Source organism: Streptomyces marokkonensis, from assembly GCF_008312835.1.
GTDB classification, from domain to species: Bacteria; Actinomycetota; Actinomycetes; order Streptomycetales; family Streptomycetaceae; genus Streptomyces; species Streptomyces marokkonensis_A.
Window position 1 is genome coordinate 16,930 of record NZ_VSKS01000023.1, and the last position, 26,746, is coordinate 43,675.

Here is a 26,746-nt window from a genome sequence, read left to right on the forward strand (position 1 = left end):
GGTTGTACGCGACTTCTCACCCCGGCTGACACGACACCTCCGCCCACACCGTCTTGCCCACGGGGTGCCGTGGCTCCCAGCCCCAGCGCTCGGCCAGGACGTCCACCAGGAACAGGCCGCGGCCCGACTCCCCTTCGGGGCAGGCCGAGGGCGGGGCCACGGGCGGCCGCCGCTTGCCGGACGCGGCGTCGGCGACCTCGACCCGGACCAGCCCGGACGGCTCGTCGTGCACGAGCCCGAGGCGGAAGTCCCGCCCCGGTACGCGGCCGTGCTGAACGGCGTTCGCGGCGAGTTCGCCGACGACCAGGGCGACCGCGCAGGCCGCGTCCGACTCCGGCGGGTGCCCCCACTCCTCCATCCACCGCACGGACAAACGCCGCGCGAGCCGGGCGCCACGGGGTGTCGAGGCGAACTGCGCCTCGCGCGTGGTGGTGGTCGTCGTCGTTCCTGGGAGCACAGCGGGCCGTCCTTGCCTGTCGTCTCGCGACGTGCGCGAGTCATCACGTTCCGTGCTCAAGGGTCGTCGGAGCGTCCTACGCTCGGAAGGTGACACAGCCTTACCTTTCGGTTCGTAAAGGACGGAAGTGACCCTTTGGCCAACGGAATTGACCCCAGGACGTCCATGGCGGCGCTGTTCGGCACGCGGGTGCGCAAGCTCCGTACGGCGGCCGGACTGACTCAGGCGGAACTCGGTGCGCTGGTCCACGTGGTGGGCACGCGGATCACCCAGATCGAGCGGGCCTCGGGAGCGAAACCGACGCTGGAACTGGCGCGGGCGCTGGACGCGGTGCTCGGTGCGGACGATCTGCTCGTGGAGCTGTGGCCGTACGTGTACCGGGAGACGTTTCCGGACTGGTCGCGGAAGTTCATGGCGTACTCGGAACGGGCGGTGTCGATCGCGCAGTACGCGGCCCACGTCGTGCCCGGTTTGCTACAGACAGAGGAGTATGCGCGGGCCGTCCTGAGCGTTGGGCTCACGCTGAGCAGCGAGGCGCAGTTGGAGGAGAGGCTATCGGCCCGTATGGGACGCCAGGAACGACTTGCCTCGGAGGACAGGCCAGTTCTGCGGGTCGTTCTGGACGAGGCAGTGCTGAAACGACCGATCGGTGGACGCACTGTGATGCACGAGCAGTTGGCCCGACTGCTCGACGCCGCGTCGGAGCGGCACATCACCGTTCAGGTGCTGCCCTTCGACCAGGGCGAGCACGACGCGATGGGCGGCTCACTGACGATTCTCACCCTTCCCGACGGCTCCGACGTGGCCTACACGGAGGGCGCGCACTACGGCCAACTCATCGAGGATCCGGACGAGGTCAGGGCTTTTGCCCTGACCTACCATCAGCTACGGGCGGCAGCCCTGCCCCCGCTCATGTCGCTCGACATGATCCGATCCGTGATGGAGGACAACCACCGTGGAGCGAAGGTTCCGTCCCGATCTGAACGGCGTCGCGTGGCGCAGGAGCAGCTACAGCAATCAGGAAGGCGGAGACTGCGTGGAAGTGGCGGACGGATTCCCCGACGCCGTCCCCGTCCGTGACAGCAAGGTCCCGCAAGGTCCCGCACTCTGCTTCGGAGGCGGCTCCTGGACCGCCTTCATAGGCGAGTTGAAGGCCGCCGCCCGCCACCGGATCTGAGCCGGCCGGGCACCGGTCACGCTGCGTCGTCCCGGCCCGCCGGTTCCTCGTCCGCGAGGGTCCGGCGGGCCACTGACCTACCCGAAGAACCGCTGGGCAGGGCTGCTCAGTCCGCATGATGTCGGTCGTGGTGGCTGTCGGCTCCTGTGCTGCTGCTTTCCCTGTTCAGGGACGACGGCTGACGCTGCGGTTTCCTGTCGTCGTCGGGGAGGCCGATCAGTTCCTCGACGTCGAAGATCCGTGCGATGGGTACGTCCGTGCTGCTGTGGGCGACGATCGAGAAGGCGATGGTGACGGCGATCAGGGTGAACGCCTCCTCACCCTGCGGGATGCCGGCCTGGAGCACCAGCAGTCCGTAGACCACCGAGGCGAAGCCCTTGGGCCCGAACCACGCCGCCGTGAGCTTCTCCTTGCGGTCGAAATCCGTGCCCACCAGGGACAGCAGCATCGAGGCCGGGCGGATGAGGACGATGGACAGGACCGCCACCGCGTAGCCGCCGATCGACACATCACCGAAGAGGTGCGGGGTGAGCAGCGCGCCGAAGACCAGCAGTGCCGCGAACTTGGCCAGCTCGGCCAGGGCGCCCCCCAGCGGCTCGAAGGCGCCCTTGGCCTGCGGCGCGACGGCGGCGATCACCGCGCCCGCGGAGAAGGCGGCCAGGTAGGGGTTGGCATGGGTGAGGTGACAGGCCGCATACAGAATGACTCCGACCGCCAGTGGCAGCAGGGGCTGGAGCGAGGGTTCCGCGCCCAGCAGGCGGAATCGGACCAGCCAGTGCACGAGCAGCGGCAGGGCCACGCCGAAGAGAAGCCCGAGGAGCAGTTCACCGGCGATCGCGGCGAAACCGATGTCCTCGGCGTGACCGGCGGGCGCGGCGGCCGCGACGAAGACGAGGACGAACGGCAGTGCGAGACCGTCGTTGACGCCGCTTTCGATGTTGAGCAGCTGCCTGAGCCGGGCGGGAACCTCCTCGCGGCCCACGATGGCCGAGGCGAACACCGGGTCGGTAGGTGCCAGCACCGCGCCGACCAGGAAGGACGTCGTCCAGTCCAGGCCCACCAGGAAGTGCGTCAGCAGCGCGACCCCGAGGAAGGCCAGCGGCATGCCCAGCCCGAGCGCGCGGGCGGGGTTGCGCCAGGCCCGGCGCAGGGCCGGGAAGGAGACGTGCATGCCGTCGGTGAACAGCACCGCGAAGAGCGCCAGGTCGGCGGTGACCCGGACGATGTCGCTGTCCGGGGTGATGTGGATCAGACCGAGGAACCCGTCACTGACGAGCGCGCCGCCCACCAGGAACAGCAGCGAGGTGGACAGCACTGACCGGGCGGCCAGCCCGGACAGTAGTACCGCCACCAGCAGTGCCGCCCCGAAGACTATGACGAGTACCACCTGACATTCTCCCGCTGTAGATCAGACACTCCCGACGTCGGCACCGGACCGGCGGGCGCCTCTCCCTCGGCCCACTTGGGGACCCTGAGACTGGCACACCTACCCACCGACGTCCCTGTCATCGCGGAGCCCGTCCGGGCCTGCTGCGCCCGGTCTGCCCGACAGCGGACGATCCGTACGTCGGCCTGGGCCACCGGTGTACCCGGAGCGTTGAGAAGAATCGATACGGGCAAGATCTCTGCCGCGCCGCATACGGCCGTGCCCGCGTAGGGGCCGACGGGCGCGATACGGGACCGTCAGCGGTGAGGTCGTCCCACGCCGCTTTCGGAGGCCCTCGTCCGCCGGCTCGCTGTGCGGTAGGCCTTCAGCGCAGGTGCGGTGGTGACGCCGTGTACCACGGTGCTGGCGGCGACGATCAGCGTCCCGGCGGCCAGTACCTGAGGATCGGGGCTGAGCCGGTGGGCCTCCATCGTCAGGTAGAACAGGGCTGAGACGCCGATGGGCCCGAACCAGCCCAGGAAGAGCGCGTCACGCCACCTCAGGGACAGCGGGCGCATCAGGGCGAGCACGACCGGCAGGCGGCGCAGCAGCAACGTGCCCAGGACCAGCAGCAGACCGCGCCACCATCCCAGGTCGCCCCACTCCCGCCACGGGATCATGGCGCCGAACACCACGAACAGCGGCAGGACGGCGAACCGGTTGATCGCCTCATCGATCTTGTTCTCGGTCGTTCGTTCGTCGATCGAGCTGGTCGCGTTGAAGACCAGACCGGCGACGAAGACGGCCAGGACACCATCGACGCGCAGTAGCCCTGACATGCCCAGCACCAGCAGGGCGAGCATCAGGGTGTAAAGGAGCAGCGGGCCGGACTGCATGGTGCGGTGCTGCTCGGCGCCCCGCAGCACTCTGCCGCCCAGCCGGCCGATCGCCGCTCCGAGCAGCGTGGCGCCCGCGACCTGCCAGAGGGACTCCAGCACCGCCTCGCCACCGCTCAGGGGCCCGGCGATCGCGATCGCGGCGAGTACCAGGGGCAGGGCAAGGCCGTCGTTGGCGCCCGACTCCAAGGAGAGCAGTTGCCGGGTGCGCTCCGCGACGGTCTTCTCGGCGGCTCCGCCGGTGACGACGCTGGAGGCCAGTACCGGATCCGTGGGACACAGGGCCGCGCCCAACAGTGCCGCCGCGCCCAGCCCGGCCCCGAGAACGGCAGCCGACACCACCGTGGTCACCAGAGCCATCCCAGCGATCGCGACGGTCAGCAGGAGCGCCACGGGTTTGACCCGCGCCCGCACAACGCTGAACCGGTAACGCAAGGCCACAGCCATCACCGAGACGGCGAGGAGCAGGCGGCAGGCCTCGTGCAGCTCCTTGTGCCCTTCCGCCACGGTGGGCAGATCGAGGACGCCGGCTCCTGCGGGGCCGACGGCGACGCCGGTCAGCAGAGCCAGCAGGGGGGCGGTGAGCGGAGCCCGCTCGATGCGCTTCGAGAGTGCGGCCACCACCAGGGCCAAGGCACCGAAGGTGGTCAGCAGAACGTTCAGCATGCACCTGCGAGTGCCCCGCAGCGATCACGGCGTATCTCATTCGATTGCGGCTGAAGCACATCACCCGCCGGCCGCGTCCCCGACCTCACAGGGCAATACACCTGGCCGACTCCTGTGGCCGGCAGCATGACGGCGCACCAGGCGGCAAGCCGGCGAGCGGGCTCCGAGAGCAGTCGGTCCGGGCATTCGACACCATTAGTCCCTTCCGTCCGTCCGCACTAATGTGGTCGGAAAGCCGTCGGTCACCACTCATCGAGCCCTGCCGATGATCGTGAAGTCGGCACCGAGGGTGAGGAGTCGGCGCAGGGCGAGCGGCGGGTGGCGCAACCAGCCCACCGAGAGGAGAGAACCAGTGGTGAGCACGCCGTGACCGGGCCGACCGGCTCCACAGCACTCACGCCTCCGGTCGGCCCGGCGACGCCGAAGCGGAGCGCGTTGCGACCGCGTTTGCCGGGTCCGCCGGTGCCGGGGGCAACGTCGGCCACGGCCGGCTGCCCAGCCCGCTTGCGTCGCGCCGATGCGTGACACACTCCGGGTCCAGCTGTGGCCGCTGCCCACGCTGGGTGTCGCGCTCGCCGTCGTCGCGGGTGTGGCATTGCCCCGGCTGGACGAACGGCTTCACGACGGCTTTCCGCCGTGGCTGAGGGACTACCTGTTCGGCGGCAGCTCCGACGCCGCTCGTGCGGTGCTGGCCGCCATTGCGGGTTCACTCATCACGGTCACGGCGCTGACCTTCTCGCTCACTGTGCTGACACTGCAACTGGCGAGCAGCCAGTTTTCCCCGCGCGTGCTGCGGACCTTCAATGCGGACCGCTATGTCCGGACCACCCTGTCGATCTTCCTCGCGACGTTCACCTACGCCCTGACCGTCCTGCGCACCGTACGCACCGGCGAGGACGAACGGACCGGATTCGTCCCCGCGCTGTCGATCACGGTGGCCTTCCTGCTCACCCTGGCCAGCCTGCTCGCTCTGGTCCTGTTCCTGTCCCACCTGGCACGTGAGATCCGGGTGGAGACGCTGATGACAAGCGTCCACTCGTCCGCCGACCGCACCGTCCGTCGGCTGCTGAAGGAAGGGCAGGACACGGCCCACGGTGACTCCGCCGGCGCACCGTCCTCCGGCGTGCCGGAACCGCCCGCGGACGCCCTGCCCCTGAGCATCGGCGTCTCCGGCTTCCTCACGTCCGTCGACGAGGCAGCCCTGCTGCGGGCAGCCGTCGACGCCGACGCAGTCCTGCTCATCGACCGCCATCCCGGAAGTTCGCTGATCGCCGCCACACCCGTGGGGGCCGCCTGGCCCCGCATGCAAGAGCCGTTCTCCCCCGAAGCACGGTCACGGCTGGCCGGAGACATCCGCGAGACGGTGCACACCGGCCCCGAGCGCACCGGCCGCCAGGACATCGCCTTCGGGCTCCGGCAGCTCACCGACATCGCCGTCAAAGCGCTCTCCCCGGGGATCAACGATCCGACGACCGCCGTGCACGCCCTGTCCCACTCCGCTGCGCTGCTGTGCGAACTGGCACAGCACGATCTCGGACCCCGGTTGCTGCGCGACGACGACCGGCGGGTCAGAGTCGTACTGCGACGCCCGGATCTGGCGGATCTGCTGGACCTTGCCGTGGCGCAACCCCTGCGCTACGGCGCCGCCGAGCCCGCCGTCCTGGAACGCGTCGCGACGCTGCTGCGCGAACTCGCGTGGTGCACCACACCCGACCGGCACCCGCCCATCGTCGCCGCGCTCGCCCGGCTGCGCTCCACCATCGACGAGCGCGACCGTCACGCCACCGAGTATTCCCGGCTCACCGGATTGACACGACTCGTCGACGAAGCTCTGGCCGGTCGATGGGGCCACGGCCGTATCCACGGACGCACGGTCGACCCGTGACCCGTCACGTGCGTCGTGTCCGGCGTTCCAGTCGGCGCCCGCATCGGAGGCACCGTCCGGTTACGAGTCCCCAGACGCGCGAAGCCTCCGCCGGTCATCTCGGATTCACCCATGCCGTTGGTGCCCACCGGAACCGGGCCGTCCCCCGTCACCACGCTGATGATCCCGGTCGACGGCATCCCCACCGGACCGCCCTGATCAGGGCCGTCGGCCGGGGCGTCCTGGGAGCCGGACAGGTACGGAGGAGGAGTCGACACGTCTCGGAGTGCTCGCCCGTCTGCGGGCCGGTTCCCGTCCGGACGCTTCGTGTGGTGCCAGGCCATCGGGGTGTCAGGCCGATCGGCGTGCGAGTACCGCGCCCGTCCTCGCGTCCACCGTGTGGACCACCGCCGTCTCGTCTGCCACACCGAGAACATGGACGTTCCAGACCGGGTCGCCGTTACGTTCGTCGAGCCTGATGGCGGTGACGAGCTCGCCGGTGTCGGCCGCCTCTCGAGCCGCTTCGTCCGGAAGGATCCGGGTCTCCTCCAGACGCCGCACCAGCTGCTGCCGCTCGGTTTCCGTCAGATCCGGGCCGGCGCCGCCCCCCAGCACCTCACCCCGGGTGGCACCAAGCCGGACCGTCCGGATCCGCCCGCTCTGGTCCACGATCCAGCTCTCCCACACAGGCGAGTCCGACTCGGGTTCTTGAAGCTCCAGCACCACCAGCTCACCCGCGGTCACCTCGGCCACGGACAGGCGAACGGCGCGCGCGGGGTCGACCTCGACCATCCCGTACCGCTCGGCGGGTTCATTCAACGGGTCGTCGCGACCGCAGCCCACGAGCAGCCACAGCGCGAGCACGGGCATGGACAGGGCGGCGGCGAACCGCCTGCACAGCCGCCTGCCGCCGTGCCGAAAGGTCGATCCTTTTCCTCTCACGCACCTGGACTTACCACCCGGAAGGGAGCGAATCACGCGTCCACGAGGAAATCACCGTCTCATCATGGTGAACGCCGGTCACGCTCGGCGGGCAGATGCCTGCTCCCTCCTCGGCGGCTGCCCCGGTGCCGCCCCGATCACGCGCCGGTCGCCGCCGGGCCTGCCTACGTCCCCGCCGGACAGGCACGCGTAGGGCTGGACGGACCATTCGGCGTCCGCACCGCCGCGGGCGCATCACGGAAAGGTGGACACCCAGGGCCCCCGCCTTCTGGACGAGCCTGACCAGCACACCGATCGCCTCACGTGCCCGGACTCAGAGATCGGCTCCAGGGACGCGGAAACGGTCGTGCGGAGCGACCACCCGGGCCTCGGTCTTGCTCCCGCCGCTGATCGGACACTCCTCGAACAGCCACTAATATATAGTCGATGGCAGCATCGATATATGTGGAGGTGTACATCGTGAGTCGGACCGTGATCGACCTGGACGATGATCTGGTGGCAGACGTGGCCAAGGCTCTGGGCACCGGCACCAAGAAGGAGACCGTGAACACCGCTCTGCGCGAGGTGCTGGAGTACCGCCGCCGTGCACTGGCGCTCACCCGTCTGCGGGCAGCAGCCGGGGACGGCGCCTTCGACCTGGACCTCTTTGAGGACAAGGGGAACTACCGCCGGTGAACGCCGCGCTGTTCCTGATCGACACGAGCGCCCTCGCCCGTCTGCTGCGCGGCGACGCCGAGCAGTACGGCTGGGACCGGGCGGCAGCCGCCGGGCTCATCGCCACCTGCCCCATCACGGAACTGGAGTTCTTCTACAGCGCACGTTCCGCCACCGACCGGGCACAAGGCATCGAGGACGTGCGCTCGCTTTTCGGCTGGGTACCGGTCGACGACCGTGCCTACGAACGTGCCTGGCAGGTTCAGGAGATCCTCACCCAGCGCGGTCAGCACCGCAGCGCCGGGGCCGTCGACCTCGTTGTAGCCGCCACGGCCGAGCTCCAGGGGCTGACCCTGTTGCACCGCGACCGGGACTTCGAATGCATCGCCGCCGTCACAGGCCAGGCGCTTCAGTGGTACGGCCCCGAAATCGGCAAGTGAGCTGACCGGTGGCGTGCAGCGGAGTGGTTGACTTGCGCGCATGTCGTCAACTCTCGGTGTACCGCGCCCCGATCAGGCTGCCTACATGCTACGGGCGGCCGCCAGCGACACCGGCCGTGCCTACAAGCAGCGGCTCCTCGAGTCGCTGGACGTTCGGTTGGGTCATACGGTCCTGGACGTCGGATGCGGACCCGGTACCGATCTGCCCGCGCTGGCGGAACGCGTCGGTGAGACCGGCACCGTGATCGGTGTGGACCGGGACCGGGCGATGCTGGAGCAGGCCCGGATCCGCACGGCGGACCTGCGGTGGGTGGAGGTCCGCGAGGGGGACGCCCACGCACTTCCCGTCGAGCCGGGGACGGTGGACCGCGCCAAGGTCGACCGCGTGCTCATGCATGTGGCCGAACCGTCCGACGTCCTCGCGGAACTGCGTCGCGCCACCCGGCCGGGCGCGCGGATCGGCCTCGCGGAACCCGACTGGGACACGCTGGTCGTCGACTCCGAGGATCTCGACACCAGCCGCGCCTTCACCCGCTTCACCACGGCGGAGGTGGTCCGTCACGCGGCCATCGGCCGCGGCCTCGCCCGCCTCGCCGGACGGGCGGGCTTCCGCGTCGAGGACGTGAGCGCCGTGACACCCGTCTTCCTGGACTTCCGGGAGGCGGACCACACGCTGGGCCTGGGCCGCAATCTGCAGCGGGCCATCGACGGGGGCCACATCGACCCGGCCCGCGGCCGTGACTGGTTCGCCGGCCTCTCCGAGGGACCCTTCTACGCCTCGTTCACGCTGGTCAGCGTGGTCTGCTCACGCTGATCACGCTGACCGGCGGCCGCCGCGGGATCCGCGACGGCCGCCGGACTGCCAGGTGTCCACGCGTCCCTACGCCCGGCTCTCCGTCTCGGCGTCGGCGACGGCGATCGTGATGCCGAGGGCCTTGGCGATGTTCGCCGCCGCCGTCATGACGCGGGCCGTTCCCACGACGGGCGCGATGGCGACCAGGACGTCCTGCACCTTCTCGGCGGTCATGCCGGACTGGATGGCGGGGTCGATGTGCGCGATGTAGGAGATCGGCGGGGCGTCCGACGCGGCGAGGGCCGCGATGCGGGTGAGCATGAACGTCTCCTGGTCCAGCCCGCACCGCTCGACCGAGTCGACCGTCATCGCGACGAGGGTGTCCAGTACCGGAGTCTCAGATGCTGTGGCCATGGGCCGTCTTCTCCTGTCAGTGGGGAAGGGGAACCGACGGACACGGGAGGCGGAGGCTGCCCCTGCGGTACAGCACCGCTCGACCGTGCGTCCGCTCCGGCGGTATGCCCGTTTCACACTGATCGCCCGTCGAGAGAGCCGCCGGGGACGGGACACGGTCCGACCGCGATACCTGGCGCGGGGCACACATCACCCGTCGGCGAGGCGTCTGAACTCACTACGATCAGCCGTCATGAACTGGGTCGAGCGCACCGCCGAGTTGCGGCAGTGGAGCCGGGGTGGGGTGCGGGCGCCGCACAAGCCGCTGCTGCTGCTCTACGCGCTCGGGCGGTTCCAGCGGGACGGTGACGGGGAGTTGCCGTACAGCGCCGTGGAGGAGGATCTGCGGCGGCTGCTGGACGAGTACGGGCCGGGGAGGCGGACTTCGCCCGCCTATCCGTTCCATCACCTGGTCGGCGACGGTGTGTGGGAGGTGCGGAGCGACCGCGGGTCCGGCAGTCCGGGGACCGGCGTGCGGGAGCTGCGCGCGACGAACGCGGCCGGGCGGCTCGTGCCGGAGTTGCGGGTGGCTTTGCGGCGGGAGCCGTCGTTGCTCGGGCGTATGGCCCAGGTCCTGCTCGACGCGAACTTCCCGTCCTCGCTGCACGGCGAGCTGTGCGAGGCGGTCGGCCTGGACCTGGAACCGGCGGAGATCACCCACCTCACAGCCGCGCGACGGCAGCGGGACCGCCGGATGCGGGAGCTGGTGCTGACGGCGTACGAGTACCGGTGTGCCTTCTGCGGCTACGACGGGCGGATCGGGCCGGTGGCGGTCGGGCTGGAGGCCGCGCATGTGCGCTGGTGGGCGTTCGACGGGCCGGACGACGTGGACAACGGGCTGTGCCTTTGCTCCCTGCACCACAAACTCTTCGACAAGGGCGTCCTCGGCGTGGGCGACGGCCACCGCGTCCTGGTCTCGCAGAGCTTCGTCGGACACAGCGCCGCGGCCCGCGCCCAGGTCACCGACCTCTCCGGCCGCCCGCTCATCGGCCCCCAGCCGGGCACCGCCCCCATAGCGGCGTCCCACCGCGCCTGGCACACCGCCCAGGTCTTCCACGGCACCCCGCGCCCCTCGGCCCGACCCGCCCCGTCCTCAGGCTGACCGCAGCCCCAGCCACTCCCGCACCACCTCGAAGTCCGCCTCCGTCAGTCCTTTCGCCGGGTCCACCCTGTGCAGCAGGGCCGGGGCCGGGTGGGCTGCCTCCACCCAGTTTCGGTCCGGTGCGCCGATCTCGTCGTCCAGCCAGACGAACGGGCGGCGTCCGGCCCACTCCGTCAGACGGCGGGTCTTCCAGTGGAGGCCACGAGGCGCGGGGGCGTCGTCGTCCTCCGGCCAGGAGACCATCGGCAGGCGGGGCAGCCCGAGGCGCGGGGCGATCGTGTCGTTCGCCTCGTGCTGCCAGGTCGTCGCCCACACCAGATCGCAGGCGAGGGCGAGCAGGCGGGCGCCCACCGTGGGGTCGAGGCGGGTCAGCAGGGGGTTGCCGGAGTTCGTGAGCGGTTCCCGCGCGGGCGTGCCGGTGCCGAAGGGGAGCAGAGGGCCGTCCACGTCCAGGAAGAGGAAGGGGCGGCCGGGCGCGGTCATGCCGTCAGCGTCTCACGGGTGCATCCTGGCGCCCCTCAGGATCTTGTCCACGGCGTTCTTCGGGCCGTGGACCGAGAGGCCGGCCAGGTCCAGGTCCGTCGTGCCGACGGCGCGTACCGCCGCGCGGTTGGCCTCGTCGTGGCCCGTGGCGAACAGGTCGCCGGTGAAGACCGCGCGCGGCAGGGCGCGGGTCAGCGCACGCGCGTGTGCCGCCTTCAGGACCTCCTTCGTGCCCTGGAAGACCAGGACCGGCTGGCGGAACATCGGCAGGTACCGCACGCCGTCCGCGTCCTCGTACGGTTCCCCGATCACCTCGGGGAACTGCGTGCCCAGGCCGCTGACCAGGAAGGCGGTGACGTTGAGGCGCTGCCAGGGTTCCAGGTCCTCGCGCAGCAGGACGGCGATCTTCGTGTCGAAGCGGGTGCTTGTGCTCATGGAGTGAGACTGCCGGTCCGGCCGCGCCGGCGTCTTGTACGTTGTTTGCATGGCCTCCCGGGCGACCTCAGGGGCGACGGTTTCCGCCTGGCGGCCCCGGGTGCCGGGCGTCGTCGAGGTGTTCCACGCCCGCTTCACCGAGTACGCCTACCCGATGCACGTCCACGACGCCTGGACGCTGCTCATCGTCGACGACGGCGCCGTACGGTACGACCTGGACCGGCACGAGCACGGCACCCCGCACGACACGGTGTCCCTGCTGCCGCCGCACGTCCCCCACAACGGCGCCCCCGCCACCGCCGGCGGCTTCCGCAAGCGTGTGCTGTACCTCGACACCAGCCGGCTCGGCGACGATCTCATCGGGGCCGCCGTCGACCGGCCCGATCTGCGCGACCCCCTGCTGCGGCGGCGCGTCGCACAGGTGCACTCCGCGCTTCTGCGGCCCGGGGACGAACTGGAGGCGGAGAGCAGGCTGACGCTGGTCGGGGAGCGGTTGCGGGGGCATCTGCGGTCGCGGGACGCCGCTCGGTCACCCCGGCGGGATCCCGTACTCGCCCGTCGGCTGCGGGAGTTGCTCGACGATCGGGTGGTCGACGGTCTCACCCTTCAGGAGGCGGGCACGCTGCTGTCCGCCCATCCGGCCCATCTCGTACGGGCGTTCAGCAGGGCGTACGGCATCGCGCCGCACCAGTACCTGACGTCCCGCCGGGTCGGGCGGGCCCGGCGGCTGCTGCTGGAGGGGCGGTCACCGGGCGGCGTCGCGGTCGCCACCGGGTTCTACGACCAGGCGCATCTCACCCGGCACTTCCGGAGGCTGGTGGGGGTCACTCCGGGTCGTTACCGGCCGAGGGACGCTGGAGCAGGTGCGTGAACGCGTCCAGGTTGCGGGTGGATTCGCCGCGTGAGACCCGCCAGTCGTACTCCCTGCGGATCGCGGAGGCGAAACCGAGTTCCAGCAGGGTGTTGAAGCTGCCGTCGGCGGCCTCGAGGACCTGGCCGAGGAGTCGGTCGAGTTCCTCCGCGGTGACGGCGGAGAGCGGCAGGCGGCCGGTGACGTAGATGTCGCCGAGCGGGTCCACGGCGTAACTCACGCCGAAGAGCCTGAGGTTGCGCTCCAGGAGCCAGCGGTGCACCCCGCCCTCGTTCTCGTCGGGGTGACGGATGACGAAGGCGTTGAGGGAGAGCGTGTGCCGGCCCGCGATCAGGGAGACGGTCGTGGAGAGCTTGCGGGTGCCGGGCAGCTTCACGACGTAACTGCCGGGGGCGGGGTTCTCCCACTCCAGTTCGGCGTCCTTCAGCACGCCCTCGATGACCTGCGCCGCCCGCTCCGCTTCCGCTGCCTTGTCAGCCATGGTGCGAGCGTACGTGACGGCGGTGGGCCTGGGTCGCGGCCGTGTAGACGTCGGCCGTGGCGGCGGCCGCGGTGTCCCAGCCGAAGGACTGGGCGTGCCGGGCGGCGGCCTCTCCCATGCGGGCGGCGAGGTGCGGGTGGTCGGCGAGGTCGCGCAGCACGCGCGCGTAGGCGCGGGGATCGTGGCCCTGGATGAGGAAACCGGTGTGTCCGTCCCGTACGGCGACCGGGAGTCCGCCCACCGCGGCGGCGAGCACCGGGGTGCCGGCGGCCTGCGCCTCTATGGCGACCAGGCCGAAGGACTCGCTGTAGGACGGCATGACGAGCACGGACGCCGCGCGGAACCAGTCGGCGAGCTGTTCCTGACCGACGGGCGGGTGGAAGCGCACGACGTCGGCGATGCCGAGCCGCGCGGCGAGCTTCTGCAGGCCCTCCGGCTTGGCGAGGCCGCTGCCGCTGGGGCCGCCGACCACGGGGACGCAGATCCGTGAGCGCAGCTCGGGGCGCTCGTCGAGCAGGGCCGCCACCGCGCGGAGGAGGACGTCGGGGGCCTTGAGGGGCTGGATGCGGCCCGCGAAGAGGGGGATCAGGGCGTCGCCGGGCAGGCCGAGGCGGGCCCGCGCGGCGGCGCGGCCGTCGGCGGGGCGGAAGCGGTCCAGGTTCACGCCGGGGTGGACGACGGCGACCTTGCCGGGGTCGGCGGCGTAGTGCCGCAGGAGTTCGCCAGCCTCTTCCGCGGTGTTGGCGATGAGCCGGTCGGCGGCGGCGACGATCTGGGTCTCGCCGATGACGCGGGCGGCGGGCTCGGGGGTGTCGCCGTCGGCCAGGTTGGCGTTCTTGACCTTGGCCATGGTGTGCATGGCGTGGACCAGGGGGACGCCCCAGCGCTGGGCGGCGAGCCAGCCGACGTGGCCGGAGAGCCAGTAGTGGGAGTGGACCAGGTCGTAGTGGCCCGGGCGGTGTCCGGCCCAGGCCTGCATCACGCCGTGGGTGAAGGCGCACAGCTGGGCGGGCAGGTCCTCCTTGGCGAGTCCCTCGTAGGGGCCGGCGTCGACGTGCCGGACGAGGACACCGGGGGCGAGCTCGACGCTGGGCGGGAGGGCGGCGGTGGTCGCCCGGGTGAAGATCTCGACCTCGATGTTGATCGCGGCGAGGCGCTGGGCGAGCTCCACGATGTAGACGTTCATGCCGCCGGCGTCGCCGGTGCCCGGCTGGTGGAGCGGGGAGGTGTGCACGGAGAGCATCGCCACGCGGCGGGGCCTGCGGTGCAGGCGCAGCCGCGGCGGTGCGGCGGGGGAGCGCCGCCCGAGCCTCGCGATGTACTGGCTCACGTGGCGTTCCTCCTCGCTGCGGGCATGGCATGCGGAGGGTGTGCTGCCCTCGGGGACGTCAACAGCGGCAGGCCGCGTCGCAATTTCCGGACGCCCTCCCCGATTCCGGTCTTTGCCGAATCATTACCGGGAGTCGCTCAACCGTTCGAGCGCGGGACGCGTCTCCCCGTGCGGTGATACCCGTACTGGTACCGGTATCCGCGCTCCGCTCGAGGAGCCCCTTACCCTCGTCCCTATGACAGTCCGCGCCGCCTCCCGCTCCGTCGTGGGCACGGTGACGCGCGGAACCACCAACCCCAACCGGCTGCGCCGCATGGACCGCTGGATCGCGGCCGCGCACGGCGCGGAACTGCGCCGCGCGCGGGACCCCCTCGCCGTCGACCTCGGCTACGGCGCGGCGCCCTGGACGCCGGTCGAGCTGTTGCACCGGCTGCGTACCGTGGCGCCGCGCACATGCGTGGCGGGCGTCGAGATCGAACCGGACCGGGTCGCGGCCGCGCGGCCGTACGAGCGCGAGGGGCTGGTCTTCCTGCGGGGCGGCTTCGAGGTGCCGGTCCCGGGACGGCCGGTGCTGATCCGCGCGGCGAACGTGCTGCGCCAGTACGACGAGGCGGAGGTCGACGCCGCGTGGCGGCGGCTGTGCGCACGGCTCGCGCCGGCCGACCCGGCCACGGGCTCGCGCGGCGGACTGCTGGTCGAGGGCACCTGTGACGAGATCGGGCGCCGGCACGTGTGGGTCGCGCTCGGCCCCGAGGGTCCGCGCACCGTCACCTTCGCGACCCGGCTGGGCTCGCTCCGACGCCCCTCGGACCTGGCGGAACGACTCCCTAAGGCGCTCATCCACCGCAATGTCCCCGGCGAACCGGTGCATGCCTTCCTGCGCGACTTCGACCGCGCCTGGGCCGCCGCCGCGCCCTACGCCGCGTACGGCGCCCGGCAGCGCTGGATCCGCACGGTACGGGACCTCACGGCCGGCTGGCCGGTGACGGACGGGCCGGCGCGATGGCGGCAGGGGGAAGTCACGGTGCGGTGGGAGGCGTTGGCGCCGCGGGGCTGACCCGGCGGCGGGAACGATCTCCGTGAGTCGTTCGTCACATCGGCGGGGCGATCGCCGTGCCGGGGAACGCCCGGCCGGGAGAGGCGGGAAGTACTCCCCCTGTCGTTTCGCGCGCCGGCATGGCAGCATCCCCCCGGCGACTGAATGTTACTGACGGTTAAACAGGCGGGGGTGCGTCATGGGGACGGGCAAGCGCGGGTTGCTCACGGCGGCCGTGGCCGTGGTCTGCGCGGTCACCGTACTGGCGGTGCCCGGTACGGCGTTCGCGGCCCCCACTCCCCCACCGCCTCCGGGCACGACCGCGAGCGTCACCGTGGTCGGCGACCAGGACGAGGAACTCGAAGCCGTACGCAAGAAGCTCGACAAGCTCTACCGTGCGGCGGCCGTCGCCACCGAGGAGTACAACGCCGCCGAGGAGAAGGCCCGGCAGCAGTCCGCCGAGATCGTCCGGCTGGCGAAGAAGATCGTCGAGGGCCGGGAGAAGCTCGACGGGTTGAAGGAGCGCGCGGGCGCCGCGGCCGCCGCCCAGTACCGCGGTGGCGGGCTGCCTCCCGAGGCCCACCTCGTGCTGAGCGACGATCCGCAGGACTTCCTCGACGGCGCGGGCCGGGTGCGGCAGGGCGAGCACGCGGCCAAGGGGCTGATCGGCGAAATGACCCGCACACAGCAGGACTTGGAGCAGTACGCGCAGGACGCGGACGCCCAGTGGAAGAAGCTGGAGGCGGGCCGCAAGGCCAAGGCCACGGCGCAGAAGAAGATCGAGAAGCAGATCGAGGCGGCCGAGGAGGTCGAGTCCGAGCTGGAGCAGGTGGAGAAGGAGCGCCTGGCCCTGCTGGAGCAGCGGGCCGCCGATCAGGCACAGGCGAGCTGGCTGAGCTCCGGCATCCTCGACGACATCGACGGCCGGGCGACGAAGCAGGGCAGGAAGGCCGTCGCCTACGCCACCGCGCAGATCGGAAAGCCGTACCAGTGGGGCGCGGAGGGGCCGAACACGTACGACTGCTCCGGGCTCACCTCACAGGCCTGGATCTCGGCCGGACAGGGCATCCCGCGCACCTCGCAGGCCCAGTGGAAGCAGCTGAAGCGGGTGGCCGTCAGGGACATGCGGCCCGGTGACCTCATCATCTACTTCGGCGACGCCAGCCATGTCGGGATGTACGTCGGCGACGGCGTCATGGTGCACGCCCCGCGTCCCGGGCGGTCGGTGACGCTCGCGGGGGCCGGGTCGATGCCGATCCTCGGGGTCGTACGGCCGGACGCGGCCGCGGACTGACCGGCGGGCGAACCCCGCCCCGGTCCGCCCAACACCCCCGTGACATGGGCCACGTGACCCATCACACGTGGATCTTGCCGCCAAACCCCCTGCGGACGTGACGTTCGTCATTCACGCGGCATCTCCGGCCTGTCCAACTGCGGTAGCAAACGCGGCATATGACAGCGGCCGATGGCGGAGCGGCGCCGCTCACACCATTCCGCTGCGGCGCCGTCAACCGCTATGGTCCCCGTTCGAAGGGGCATCCCCTGCTCGCACACGGAGGTGGGAGCCGGGGACAGGGCCGAGATCCGTCGCCCGTGCCATGCCCTCGGGGGGAGGGAAGGAACCCGGAACAATGCCCGCACCCGTACCGCGGCAGAGAGCGATCCCGGCCGCGGAAAGTGGTCAGGCGCCGGCCGCCGCACAGAGCACAGGCTCCGCCCCGGTCTCCCCGGAGGCCCGGACGACGGCCCCCCGCGCGGCGGACCCGTCCCAGAGCGGCACCCCGGACCGGACCGGCACCGCGCCGGACCGGGCCGAGACGGCCGCCCACACCAACCTCACACTGCTGCTGATCGAGGACGATCCGGGCGGTTCACCGATCGTGCCGGACCTGCTCGACCAGTCCGGCAAGCCGATTCGCATCCGCACCGCCCGCAATCTCACCGAGGCCGAGCGGCTGCTGACCGACGACGTCCACTGCATCCTGCTGGACCTCGCCCTGCCCGCACCGGGCCGCACCGGCGACGGTGACGAGCTCGCCGTGCTCAAGCACGTCCTGGAGCTCGCGCCCCGGCACGCCGTCCTCGCCCTCACCGGCGCCGACGACGCCGAGCGCGGCGCCGAGGCGGTACGGGTGGGCGCCCAGGACTATCTCGTCCGCGACGAGCTGGACGGCCGGCTGCTGAGCCGGGCGATCCGCTACGCGGTGGAGCGCAAGCGGTCCGACTCCGCCGAGCGCCGGCTCGCCGAGGGCCGGGTGCGCGCCCAGGAGAACCGCCGGCTGGAACGCGGCCTGCTGCCGACCCCGCTCCTTGACGGTTCCCCGCTGCGCTTCGCCGCCCGCTACCGCCCCGGCCGCTCGCGCGCCCTGCTCGGCGGCGACTTCTACGACGTCGTCCGCACCCCGGACGGAACCGTGCACGCCATGATCGGCGACGTCTGCGGGCACGGCCCGGACGAGGCCGCCCTCGGTGTGGAGCTGCGCATCGCCTGGCGCGCGCTGACCCTGGCGGGACTGTGCGGGGACCAGCTCCTCGGCACCTTGCAGGAAGTGCTGGAGCACGAACGCGCGGACGACGAGATCTTCGCGACCCTGTGCACGGTGGACATCGCGCCGGACGGCCGCCGGGCGGGACTGTGCCTGGCCGGCCACCCGTCACCGCTGCTCGCCCGCCCGGGTGTGCCGGCGCGCCTGCTGCCGTACGACAACAACGGCCCGGCGCTCGGACTGCTGCCGGGCGCCCGCTGGCCGCGGACGCAGGTGGAGCTGGGTGCCGAGTGGAGCCTGATGCTCTACACCGACGGCCTGATCGAGGGCCGGGTCGGCGGCACCGGCGAACGGCTCGGCCAGGAGGGCATGGTCGAGATGATCCGCCGCCAGCTCTCCGAGGGGCTGCGCGGCGAGGAACTGCTGCGGACCGCGGTGAACGAGGTGCGCGACCTCAACGGCGGTGAGCTGACGGACGACGTGGCGGTCCTGCTGCTGGACCGGGCGGTGTGACACGGCCCCGCGCCCGTGCGGCGCGGGGCCGGCCCGCGGTGGTTCAGCGGCCGCCGTTGTACGGGCCGTAGGGGCCGTCGCTGCTGGAGCCGCCCCTGCGGGCACGGCCGCCGCCGGGCAGGCCACGCAGGGCCGGGCGGACGTCGACCATGTAGACGATGGTCGCGATCAGCCCGATGATCGGCAGGAACGACAGGATGTTGAAGATCAGGTTCACGACGAAGGCGATGGCGAGGATGATCAGCCAGAACGGCTTGGTCTGCTTGTCGGCCGCGCGGTAGGCGTCCTCACGGCGCGTGGCGGCGTCGATCAGCGCGAAGCCACTGAAAACGATCAGGGCCATGCTCAGCAGCCACATGAACCCCGCGAAGCCCTGCATCAGCACAACGTCCACCACCCGATTCGGCTCGTCTCTTACGCCGTCTTCACGCCGTCACCGTACCCGCATCCCCGGTCCGGATACCCGGAGAACGGGCCGGGCACCACGAGAGTGCCCGGCCCGTCCCCTTCGTCCGCACGGCGCCTACTGGGCGGGCGGGGTCGTCTTCTTCGCGGTGGCCTTGCGCGCCGGGGCCTTCTTGGCGGCGGCGGGCTTCTTCCCCGCCGTGTCCCCGTTCGCGGCGGCGGCCTCGACGGGCTTGCCGTTCGTGACCTCGACCGGCTGGGGCCGGGGCGCCGGCTCCGGCTCGACGGCCACGGCGATGTCCTCGATGCCCTCGGCGGCCTCGCCGCGCCAGGTCCGCACGGTCTGCTCGCCGCGCTCGGCGACCTTCTCGTACGTCTCCCGGGCCTTGACCGCGTACTCGGCGGCGATGCCGACGCCGCGCAGCGCGAAGTCCTGGGCGTTCTCGCCGAGCTTCTTCAGGTCGGTGTCGAGCGAGCCGATGAGCTCGCCGACCTTGGCCTGGAGGTTCTCCTGCGTCTCCCGGACCCGGACGGTCGCCCGCTCCTGGACGGCCTTGGGGTCGGTGTTGCGGACGGCCTCGATGCGGGCCGGGGCCTCGGCGCGCAGCTGCTCCACCAGAGCCGGCACCTTCTTGGCCTGCTGCAGCGCCAGGTCGGCGGTGCCGGCGGCGAAGTAGAGCGGGGTCGGGTCGCTGAGGGTCTTGCGCAGGTCGTCGGTGATGGCCATGGTGATGGTCCTCCCGGATTCGTTTCGGCTGAGGGTCTTTTCCTGTGGTCCGCGGCGGGCGGCCGGTGCCCTGGTCCGGCTCAGCCGGCCGTCCGCCGCGGACCGTTGTCACTGCCGCCGCTCGCACGGGGGCGGCGCTCGGCGGACGTACCACTGTCGGACGTGCCGCCGTCGGCCGTACCGCTCCGGCGTATCACGGCACCGCCGTCCGGCGCGGTCACCGCGCGGTCGCGCGCGTCGACGACCTCCGAGAACCCGGCTGCCGCGTCCGCCGCCCCGGGCTCCACCGTCGCCTCACCGTCATCGGCGCCGCCGAACCCGTTCTCCTTGCGGAAGGACTCGTAGATCTGCAGCAGCACCTGCTTCTGACGCTCGGTCAGTGTGGGATCGGCGAGCAGCGCGGCCCGCGTCTCCACCTCGTCCCGGCCACGCTCCGCGTCGAGGATGCCGGCCCGGACGTACAGCGTCTCGGCGGAGATCCGCAGCGCCTTGGCGACCTGCTGCAGCACCTCCGCGCTCGGCTTGCGCAGCCCGCGCTCGATCTGGCTGAGATACGGATTGGACACCCCGGCGGCGTCGGCGAGCTGCCGCAGCGACAACTGCGCGTTGCGCCGCTGCTCGCGCAGGTACTCACCGAGATTGCCGACGTTGAGCGATGCCATGCCTCCACCCTGCCCCACCCCGCTAACTATTGCAAGCATCTGCTTGCAAGAGTGCGCCACGGCACAGATCGGGAAACCGGTTGCCCTCCGGCGCCGGCGGCGGATGCAATGTGCGGCATGGTCACCCAGGCGCGCCGGTCACGGCGGGACGAGACGGAGCGCACCGACGGATCATCCGTGCTGATCGGCGCGCTCGCCCCGCTGACCCGGCCCGGCTGGGCCGAGGCGGGCCGGCACCTGCTCGCCGGACTCGAGCTGGCCGTCCACGACGTCAACGAGGCCGGCGGGATCGGCGGGAGGCCGCTGGAACTGGTGGTCCGGGACACCGCGGCCGATCCGGTGAGGGCCGCGGCGGCCGTGGACGAGCTGGCCCGGCTGGGCGTGGCCGCCCTCGCGGGGGAGTACCACAGCGTCGTCGCGCGCGCCGCCGCCGCCCGGGCCGACGCCCTCGGCCTGCCGTTCCTGTGCTCCTCGGCGGTTCTCGACGCGCTCACCGAACAGCCGACGGAACGGGTCGCCCGCATCGCCCCGGCGCAGTCCCACGGCTGGCGGCTCTACGCGGACTTCCTCCTCGGCGCGGGGCACCGACGCGTCGCCGTGGCGGCCGAACCGAGCGTCTACTGGGCGTCCGGGACCCGCATCCTGCGGGACCGCCTCGCGCCGCGCGGCGCCACCGTCACCGCACTCGACCTGCGCGCGCTCGCCCCCGCGGCCGTGTGCGACGCGCTCGCCGCGCACCGCGCCACCGCGCTCCTCCTGCTGGCGGGCCACCCGGAGCCGGCGGTGCCGATCGTCCGGTCCGTCCGCCGCGACCGGCGCCTCGCCGGGATCACGATCGGCGCTCCGGCCGGGCAGCCGGAGTTCCACGAGTGGGCGACGGCGCTGGGCGAGGACGGCGCCGCGATCCCGTTCCTGCGCTACCTGCCCGAGCGCCTCACCCCGCTCGGGGATCGCGTCGGAACGGCCCTGCGCGAACGGCTGGCCGAGGCCCCCTCCTTCGTCGCCTTCGAGGGCTACGACACGGTCGCCGTCCTCGCCGACGTGCTGCGTCCGCACGGCGGTGACCGGGCGCGCACCGCCGCGTCCTGGGCGCGTGTCGCGGTCGACGGCACCCGCGGACGGATCCGGTTCTCCCGCACGCCGGGCACCGGCGTGTGGCAGTGGGAGTGGGCGCCCGTCCAGGTCGTCGACCGGGACCCGGCGGAACCCGGCCGCTTCCGGGTCCTGCACACCGGCTGACGGCGCACGCGGCCCCGACCGGTTCCGCCGGGTTCCCGATCCTGGGCAGCGGCTGCCGGCGCACCGGCCCCCGACCGGAAGGGCGGCGGACCGCAGGCGGCAGACTGACCCGCATGACCGCCGCAGCCGGTACCGCCGAGTCCGACCTCCACCGCTATCTCCAGCAGGCCCGCGACGCCCTGCTGTGGAAGCTCGAAGGCCTCTCCGAGTACGACGTCCGCCGCCCGATGACGCCGACCGGCACCAACCTCCTGGGCCTGGTGAAACACGTGGCCGGTGTGGAACTCGGCTACCTCGGCGACACCTTCGGCCGCCCGTCCGGCGAACCCCTTCCCTGGCTCGCGGACGCCGCGGAGAGCAACGCGGACATGTGGGCCACCGCGGACGAGTCACGCGCGTTCGTGGTGGACCTGTACCGCCGGGCGTGGGCGCACGCGGACGCCACGCTCGACGCCCTGCCGCTGGACACGACCGGCAGGGTGCCGTGGTGGCCGGACGGCAGGGACGAGCTGACGCTGCACCACGCCGTGGTCCGCGTGATCGCCGACACCCAGCGCCACGCCGGTCACGCCGACATCCTCCGCGAACTCATCGACGGCACCGCGGGACTGAGCGGGGCCGACTCCAGCCTGCCGTCGGCCGACCCGGCCTGGTGGGAGGCCTACCGGAAGCGTCTGGAGCACGCGGCCCGGGAGGCCGGACGGCGGACCTGAACGCCGCCGGTCCCCCGGGTCACCCCTTCACCGCCCCCGACGTGAGCCCCTGGACGATGTGGCGGCTGGCGAAGGCGAAGAGGACCATGGTGGGGAGGATGGTGAGCACGGCCGCCGCGGACATCGATCCCCAGTCGATGTTGAAGCTGGAGATGAAGCCGTTCAGGGCCGTCGGCACGGTCTTGTTCTCGTCGCTGTTCATCAGCGTCACCGACAGGAACAGCTCGTTCCAGCAGTTGACGAAGTTGAAGATGAACGCGGCCACGATCCCGGGCCGCATCACCGGCAGCAGGACGCGCACCAGCGCCCCGAACCGGGACAGGCCGTCGATCATGGCGGCCTCCTCCAGCGCGTCCGGGACGTTCGCGAAGAAGCCGCGCAGCATCACCGTGCAGAAGGGGACGCACACGGCGATGTAGACGAGGATCAGCCCGAGCCGGTTGTCGACCAGCCGGAGGTCGGTCATCAGCAGGTACAGCGGGCCCAGCGCGATGAAGGACGGGATCATCTGCGTGACCAGCGCGGCCATCAGCAGCGCCGACTTCGTGCGGAACTCGAACCGCGCCAGGACGTACGCCGACAGCGTCGAGATCGCCGTCGCGACCACACCCGCGACGGTCGCCACCACCAGGCTGTTGACCAGGTACGTCCCGAAGTCGGCGGTGCCGAACAGGCCTTGGTAGTTCTCCAGCGAGAACCGCTCGGGCCAGTAGGCGATGGGGAAGGTGAAGATGTCACCGGGCGCCTTGAGCGAGGTGATGGTGATCCAGTAGAGGGGGAAGAGGGAGAAGACCAGCCACAGGCCCAGGAAGGTGAACTTGGTGGCCCGGCCGGCCGTGGTTTCCTTGCCGATCACGCCCGTACACCTCGCTTTTTGGCGCCATGTGTGGCGGTCCCCCGCTCCCGCGTCGCCAGCAGGAAGAACACCGCGAAGACCAGCAGGATGGCGACGACCAGGAGGCCGAGGGCGGACGCCTTGCCGTAGTCGCCCTGCTGCGTGATCTTGATCATCCAGGTGGTCACGATGTGCGTCTCGTTGTTCGGCCCGCCCCCGGTCATGCCGAAGATCAGGTCGGGGAAGTTGAAGATCCAGATCACCCGCAGCAGCACCGTGAGCGCCAGCGTGACCCGTATGTAAGGGATGGTGATCTGGAACAGGGTGCGCGTCCTGCTCGCGCCGTCCAGCGCCGCCGCCTCGTACAGCTCGTCGGGGACCGACTGGAGCGCGGCCAGGATCATGATCGCGAAGAAGGTGACGCCGTACCAGACGTTGGCGACCAGCACGGCGATCATCGCCGTCCGCGGATCGGCCAGCCAGGCGATCGGCTCGTCGATCAGCCCCGCCCTCTGCAGCAGGTCGTTGACGACGCCGAACTCGCTGTTGAACAGCCAGCGGAACAGGATGCCGATGAGGAACCCGGAGATCGCCCAGGGGAAGAAGATCAGCGCCTGGTAGAGCCCCCGGAAGCGGAACCGCCGGCGCAGCCACAGCGCGATCGCGAACCCGATCACCAGCTGCGGCACGATCGAACCGACCACCCACAGCACGGTGTTGTCCAGCACCGTGCTCCACGCGGGGTCGGTGAAGACGTCACGGAAGTTCTTCAGGCCCACCCAGGAGGTGTCGGTGAGGTCGGTCAGGTTCCAGTTCCGGAACGCCATCTGGCTGCCGGCGATCATCGGGTAGTACGTGAAGACCGCCACGAAGACCGCCGCCGGCGCCATGAAGGCGGCGATGACCAGGCCGCGCCGGGTGGTGAACTCCCGCTTGCGGCGCCCCGCCGTACCGCGGCCGGGCGGGGCGCCCCCCTTCCGCACGGGGGGCGCCTTCCGGTCGCCGGACGTGGACGTGGTGGACATGTCTACTTCTTCCACTTCTCGGTCCAGTACGCGTCCCAGCCCGCCAGCAGCTCCCTCGGCGAGAGCTTGCCGAGGATCATCTTCTGCACGTCGGTGTCGGCCCGCTGCTGCCACTCCGCCCACCAGGCGACACCGCGCGGCTGGGTGACGACGAGGTACTTGTCCGGGTTCTCCGTCATCGTGACGTAGCTGGCCCACGGGCCGGTCCGGTAGAACTCGTCCTCGGCCGCCGACTTCAGGATCGGCACCAGGCTGTTCTTCTTGGTGAACGCCGTCGACGCCTCGCCCTGGGAGAGGAACTCGACGAGCTTCACCGCCGCCGCCTTGTTCTCGCTGCCCTCGGCCACGCCCCAGCCGGCCGTGGCCAGCGGCTGCACGGTCTTGCCGCTGGGGCCTGCCACCAGCGGCGCGGTGCTCCACTGGTCCTGCTGGATCGACTTGGACTCCGAGACGGTGGCGATGACCTCGGGGTCCTGGAGCAGGAAGGCCGTGGAGCCGTTGGAGAAGCCCTCGACCATCTCCGGATAGCCCCAGGCCACCGACGACTTGGGCGACGCCTCCCGGAACAGCTTCAGATAGGTCTCCATCGCGTCGAGCGCCCCCGGCGCGGAGAAGATCGTGCTGCCGTCCTTCAGCCGGTAGCCGTTGGCCGGGTCGATGTCGTCGGCGACGTACGCCTCGATCGCGGCGGTGGCGTTGCTGTGCGCGTTGGCGCCGCCCCGGAAGGCGTATCCGTACCGCCGCTCGGACGGGTCGTGGATCGCGGAGGCCTGCTCCAGCAGTTCCTCCCAGGTGGCCGGCGGCTCGTCGAAGCCGGCCTCCTCGATCAGGTCGGTGCGGTGGAAGAGGCTCAGCCCGTAGAAGCCGTAGGGGACGAAGTACGTCCGGCCCTCGCCGTCCTCGGAGGCCGCGACGGCGTTGTCGGTCAGCGCCTCCCAGCCCTTCCAGCCGGCGAGGTCCTTCTTCATGTCGTACAGCCAGCCGTTGTTCGACCACGGCCCCACGGTGATGTCCCGCACCTCCAGGACGTCCACGCCGCTGCCGGACTGGAGCATCTGCTGGATCTTCTGGTCGGCCTGCTCGGTGGGCGGGGAGACCAGGTTGACCTCGGTCTTCGGGTTCTGCTTCTCGAAGTCGGCTATCAGCTCCTTCAGCAGATCGGTGCGGGCGGGGTTGGTCAGGCTCTCGACCATGTTGAGGGTGACCGTCCCGCTCTCACCCGGGCTCATGGTGGAACAGCCGGTCAGGACCATCGCGGCGGCGGTGCCGAGCGCGAGGGCTGCCGTCCTTCTTCTCATCGTGCTGACCTCTTCCTTGGGTGTGACGGGGATACGGCGGCGTGGCCTCAGACGGTGCGGTCCCGCTGCGCGCGCGCCGCGCGGGCCCACTCGCCGAGCACGGGAACGCACCTCTCGGCGAAGTACTCGTAGTCCTCGGCCGTGTTGTAGACATGCGCGGACAGCCGCATGTAGCCCACGCCGCCGAAGCTGGTGAACGCGGCCTCGACGCCCAGGTCGGCGGCGGCCCGGTCGCGCAGGGCGTCGGCGGCCACGCGGCTGTCGGCGAGCCCGTCGGGCAGCCGCACCAGCCGCATGCCGGGCACCGGCATGCCGACGTCGACGAAGGCGTCGGCCCCGGTCAGCCGGGCGATCGCGGCGCCCACGACCTGCTCGGCGTACCCGGCCAGGTCGTCCATGTACCGGCGGGCGGCGGGCCAGCCCCAGGTGGTGTCGACGAAGTCGAGCGCCGTCGCCGCGGCCAGGTAGCCGGTGGCGTCGACCGTGCCCTGCTGGTCGAAGCGGTCGGGGTAGGGGTCGGCGGCGCCCCAGGAGTCGATCAGCGGGTACAGCCCGTCCCGCAGCGGCCCGCGCGCCACCAGGGCCGCGGTACCGCGCGGCGCGCAGCCCCACTTGTGCAGGTTGCCCGCCCAGAAGTCGCACGGAAGCCCGGACAGCGGGGAGGCGATCAGCCCGGGTGCGTGCGCGCCGTCGACGAGCAGCGGCACACCGCGCCGCCGTGCCTCCGCGCCGATCCGCTCCACCGGCAGCCGGCGGGCGGTCGCCGAGGTGATCTGGTCGACGACCAGGAGACCGGTCGCCTCCCCCACCTCGGCCATCACCGCCTCGTACGCCTGCTCCTCGTCCGCGTCCAGCGGCACCCGGGCGGTGCGCACCCGGCCGCCCCAGCGGCGGGCCAGTCGCTCGGCGCCCATCGTCACGGCGCCGTAGCCGTGGTCGGTGACCACGATCTCCCCGCCGCCCCGCCGCTCGAGACCGGCGTACACGACGCTCACGCCCGCGCTCGCGTTCGGCACCAGGGCGAGGTCGCCGGGGTCCGCGCCGAGGAAGGCGGCGAGGCCGACCCGGGTGGCCGCGAGCCGCCGCGGCAGCTCGGGGAACCACACCACCGGCGCGCCCTCCATCTCCCCGCGCAGTTCCTGCTGCCGCTCCTGGGCGACCAGCGGTACGGCACCGAACGAGCCGTGGTTGAGATGGCGCAGGGCTGGGTCCAGCGACCACGCCCGCGCCGCCGGCCGGCCGTCGGCCAGCAGCAGGGGGCGGGGCGCGGTGGTGACCTCGGTCTCGCTCACATGACTCCCATCCGCGAGGGACATCGGGCCGGGGACATCAGACCCTCAGGCCGAGACGTATGATGACTCGGGATGGTGGCATGCGTTTTTCGGCCATGACAAGAC

Annotated in this window: 29 protein-coding genes; 13 read left to right on the top strand and 16 right to left on the bottom strand. The window is 71.6% G+C overall.

Translation table 11 applies throughout. The annotated features are described in order from the left end of the window. Window positions 1-16: 16 nt before the first annotated feature. A complete protein-coding gene (locus F1615_RS29980) occupies window positions 17-457 on the bottom strand; it encodes an ATP-binding protein (protein WP_244328904.1) in 441 nt (146 codons plus the stop codon). A 165-nt stretch (window positions 458-622) separates the two neighbouring features. On the opposite strand from F1615_RS29980, the gene F1615_RS29985 reads away from it, so the two are divergent. Then, on the top strand, window positions 623-1,537 hold the full coding sequence (locus F1615_RS29985; protein ID WP_149552200.1) for a helix-turn-helix domain-containing protein: 915 nt from the start codon (window positions 623-625) through the stop codon (window positions 1,535-1,537). Then, window positions 1,500-1,634, top strand: a complete 135-nt coding sequence (locus F1615_RS36560; RefSeq protein WP_244328905.1) for a DUF397 domain-containing protein — start codon at window positions 1,500-1,502, stop codon at window positions 1,632-1,634. Before F1615_RS29985 ends, F1615_RS36560 begins: the two co-directional genes overlap by 38 nt. Window positions 1,635-1,740: 106 nt before the next feature. Here F1615_RS36560 and F1615_RS29995 read toward each other — a convergent pair whose 3' ends face one another. Both F1615_RS29995 and F1615_RS30000 read right to left on the bottom strand, forming a co-directional pair. Next, window positions 1,741-3,021 (bottom strand): cation:proton antiporter, encoded by a 1,281-nt coding sequence (locus F1615_RS29995; RefSeq protein WP_149552202.1) that lies wholly within the window; start codon window positions 3,019-3,021, stop codon window positions 1,741-1,743. A gap of 296 nt (window positions 3,022-3,317) precedes the next feature. Next, window positions 3,318-4,562: a cation:proton antiporter gene (locus F1615_RS30000; RefSeq protein ID WP_149552203.1), complete on the bottom strand. Its 1,245-nt coding sequence runs from the start codon at window positions 4,560-4,562 to the stop codon at window positions 3,318-3,320. Between the two features lie 517 nt (window positions 4,563-5,079). Between F1615_RS30000 and F1615_RS30005 the strand changes: the two genes are divergently transcribed. Next, complete coding sequence (locus F1615_RS30005; RefSeq protein ID WP_149552204.1) at window positions 5,080-6,447, top strand: DUF2254 domain-containing protein; 1,368 nt, start codon at window positions 5,080-5,082, stop codon at window positions 6,445-6,447. A gap of 330 nt (window positions 6,448-6,777) precedes the next feature. On the opposite strand, the gene F1615_RS30010 is transcribed toward F1615_RS30005, so the two are convergent. Beyond that, window positions 6,778-7,368 carry a PepSY domain-containing protein gene (locus tag F1615_RS30010; protein WP_149552205.1) on the bottom strand — a complete coding sequence of 197 codons (591 nt, stop codon included), beginning with the start codon at window positions 7,366-7,368 and terminating at the stop codon, window positions 6,778-6,780. 459 nt (window positions 7,369-7,827) lie between these two features. Between F1615_RS30010 and F1615_RS30015 the strand changes: the two genes are divergently transcribed. The 3 genes from F1615_RS30015 to F1615_RS30025 all read left to right on the top strand — a co-directional run bounded on the left by F1615_RS30015 (window position 7,828) and on the right by F1615_RS30025 (window position 9,276). Next, window positions 7,828-8,043 (top strand): type II toxin-antitoxin system VapB family antitoxin, encoded by a 216-nt coding sequence (locus tag F1615_RS30015; RefSeq protein ID WP_149552296.1) that lies wholly within the window; start codon window positions 7,828-7,830, stop codon window positions 8,041-8,043. Then, complete coding sequence (locus tag F1615_RS30020) at window positions 8,040-8,462, top strand: PIN domain nuclease (RefSeq protein WP_149552206.1); 423 nt, start codon at window positions 8,040-8,042, stop codon at window positions 8,460-8,462. The genes F1615_RS30015 and F1615_RS30020 overlap by 4 nt, the downstream gene beginning before the upstream one ends. Before the next feature lie 85 nt (window positions 8,463-8,547). Continuing rightward, window positions 8,548-9,276 (top strand): methyltransferase domain-containing protein, encoded by a 729-nt coding sequence (locus F1615_RS30025; RefSeq protein ID WP_244328906.1) that lies wholly within the window; start codon window positions 8,548-8,550, stop codon window positions 9,274-9,276. Window positions 9,277-9,342: 66 nt separating this feature from the next. On the opposite strand, the gene F1615_RS30030 is transcribed toward F1615_RS30025, so the two are convergent. Beyond that, entirely contained in the window at window positions 9,343-9,669 is a 327-nt protein-coding gene (locus F1615_RS30030) for a carboxymuconolactone decarboxylase family protein (RefSeq protein WP_149552208.1), read from the bottom strand. A gap of 232 nt (window positions 9,670-9,901) precedes the next feature. Here F1615_RS30030 and F1615_RS30035 point away from each other — a divergent pair, with 232 nt between their 5' ends. Continuing rightward, window positions 9,902-10,810 (top strand): phosphorothioated DNA-binding restriction endonuclease, encoded by a 909-nt coding sequence (locus tag F1615_RS30035; RefSeq protein ID WP_149552209.1) that lies wholly within the window; start codon window positions 9,902-9,904, stop codon window positions 10,808-10,810. Here the strand turns inward: F1615_RS30035 and F1615_RS30040 are convergent. Both F1615_RS30040 and F1615_RS30045 read right to left on the bottom strand, forming a co-directional pair. Next, entirely contained in the window at window positions 10,802-11,293 is a 492-nt protein-coding gene (locus tag F1615_RS30040; RefSeq protein WP_149552210.1) for an HAD domain-containing protein, read from the bottom strand. The two genes, F1615_RS30035 and F1615_RS30040, sit on opposite strands and share 9 nt — an antisense overlap. Window positions 11,294-11,305: 12 nt before the next feature. Further along, window positions 11,306-11,728: a DUF2000 domain-containing protein gene (locus F1615_RS30045; RefSeq protein WP_149552211.1), complete on the bottom strand. Its 423-nt coding sequence runs from the start codon at window positions 11,726-11,728 to the stop codon at window positions 11,306-11,308. A 49-nt stretch (window positions 11,729-11,777) separates the two neighbouring features. Here F1615_RS30045 and F1615_RS30050 point away from each other — a divergent pair, with 49 nt between their 5' ends. Beyond that, window positions 11,778-12,599: an AraC family transcriptional regulator gene (locus tag F1615_RS30050; protein ID WP_149552212.1), complete on the top strand. Its 822-nt coding sequence runs from the start codon at window positions 11,778-11,780 to the stop codon at window positions 12,597-12,599. Here F1615_RS30050 and F1615_RS30055 read toward each other — a convergent pair. Both F1615_RS30055 and mshA read right to left on the bottom strand, forming a co-directional pair. Further along, window positions 12,553-13,080 (bottom strand): YbjN domain-containing protein, encoded by a 528-nt coding sequence (locus F1615_RS30055; protein WP_149552213.1) that lies wholly within the window; start codon window positions 13,078-13,080, stop codon window positions 12,553-12,555. The genes F1615_RS30050 and F1615_RS30055 overlap by 47 nt on opposite strands. After that, window positions 13,073-14,410 carry a D-inositol-3-phosphate glycosyltransferase gene (gene mshA / locus F1615_RS30060; protein ID WP_149552214.1) on the bottom strand — a complete coding sequence of 446 codons (1,338 nt, stop codon included), beginning with the start codon at window positions 14,408-14,410 and terminating at the stop codon, window positions 13,073-13,075. The genes F1615_RS30055 and mshA overlap by 8 nt, the downstream gene beginning before the upstream one ends. Before the next feature lie 235 nt (window positions 14,411-14,645). Here mshA and F1615_RS30065 point away from each other — a divergent pair, with 235 nt between their 5' ends. The 3 genes from F1615_RS30065 to F1615_RS30075 all read left to right on the top strand — a co-directional run bounded on the left by F1615_RS30065 (window position 14,646) and on the right by F1615_RS30075 (window position 18,445). After that, window positions 14,646-15,467, top strand: coding sequence for a class I SAM-dependent methyltransferase (locus F1615_RS30065; RefSeq protein ID WP_208818442.1), 822 nt, complete (start codon window positions 14,646-14,648; stop codon window positions 15,465-15,467). Window positions 15,468-15,645: 178 nt separating this feature from the next. Further along, window positions 15,646-16,740: a C40 family peptidase gene (locus tag F1615_RS30070; protein WP_149552215.1), complete on the top strand. Its 1,095-nt coding sequence runs from the start codon at window positions 15,646-15,648 to the stop codon at window positions 16,738-16,740. A gap of 337 nt (window positions 16,741-17,077) precedes the next feature. Then, a complete protein-coding gene (locus F1615_RS30075; RefSeq protein ID WP_149552216.1) occupies window positions 17,078-18,445 on the top strand; it encodes a PP2C family protein-serine/threonine phosphatase in 1,368 nt (455 codons plus the stop codon). Window positions 18,446-18,488: 43 nt separating this feature from the next. Here the strand turns inward: F1615_RS30075 and F1615_RS30080 are convergent, their stop codons facing one another. From F1615_RS30080 to F1615_RS30090, 3 genes are all read right to left on the bottom strand, one after another. After that, window positions 18,489-18,824, bottom strand: a complete 336-nt coding sequence (locus F1615_RS30080) for a DUF2516 family protein (RefSeq protein ID WP_208818446.1) — start codon at window positions 18,822-18,824, stop codon at window positions 18,489-18,491. Window positions 18,825-18,968: 144 nt separating this feature from the next. After that, window positions 18,969-19,577 (bottom strand): hypothetical protein, encoded by a 609-nt coding sequence (locus tag F1615_RS30085; RefSeq protein WP_149552217.1) that lies wholly within the window; start codon window positions 19,575-19,577, stop codon window positions 18,969-18,971. An 80-nt stretch (window positions 19,578-19,657) separates the two neighbouring features. Further along, on the bottom strand, window positions 19,658-20,239 hold the full coding sequence (locus tag F1615_RS30090; RefSeq protein WP_149552218.1) for a helix-turn-helix domain-containing protein: 582 nt from the start codon (window positions 20,237-20,239) through the stop codon (window positions 19,658-19,660). Between the two features lie 108 nt (window positions 20,240-20,347). Here F1615_RS30090 and F1615_RS30095 point away from each other — a divergent pair, with 108 nt between their 5' ends. After that, entirely contained in the window at window positions 20,348-21,478 is a 1,131-nt protein-coding gene (locus F1615_RS30095) for an ABC transporter substrate-binding protein (RefSeq protein WP_149552219.1), read from the top strand. A 113-nt stretch (window positions 21,479-21,591) separates the two neighbouring features. Continuing rightward, window positions 21,592-22,191: a DinB family protein gene (locus F1615_RS30100; protein ID WP_149552220.1), complete on the top strand. Its 600-nt coding sequence runs from the start codon at window positions 21,592-21,594 to the stop codon at window positions 22,189-22,191. Window positions 22,192-22,210: 19 nt separating this feature from the next. On the opposite strand, the gene F1615_RS30105 is transcribed toward F1615_RS30100, so the two are convergent. Genes F1615_RS30105 through F1615_RS30120 form a run of 4 tightly spaced genes read right to left on the bottom strand, consistent with a single transcriptional unit; the run spans window position 22,211 to window position 26,641 of the window. Further along, window positions 22,211-23,047 (bottom strand): carbohydrate ABC transporter permease, encoded by an 837-nt coding sequence (locus F1615_RS30105; RefSeq protein WP_149552221.1) that lies wholly within the window; start codon window positions 23,045-23,047, stop codon window positions 22,211-22,213. Further along, window positions 23,044-24,051, bottom strand: a complete 1,008-nt coding sequence (locus F1615_RS30110) for a carbohydrate ABC transporter permease (protein WP_149552222.1) — start codon at window positions 24,049-24,051, stop codon at window positions 23,044-23,046. The genes F1615_RS30105 and F1615_RS30110 overlap by 4 nt, the downstream gene beginning before the upstream one ends. 2 nt (window positions 24,052-24,053) lie before the next feature. Then, window positions 24,054-25,349, bottom strand: coding sequence for an ABC transporter substrate-binding protein (locus F1615_RS30115; RefSeq protein WP_149552223.1), 1,296 nt, complete (start codon window positions 25,347-25,349; stop codon window positions 24,054-24,056). A gap of 47 nt (window positions 25,350-25,396) precedes the next feature. Then, a complete protein-coding gene (locus tag F1615_RS30120; RefSeq protein ID WP_149552224.1) occupies window positions 25,397-26,641 on the bottom strand; it encodes an aminotransferase class V-fold PLP-dependent enzyme in 1,245 nt (414 codons plus the stop codon). Window positions 26,642-26,746 lie beyond the last annotated feature (105 nt).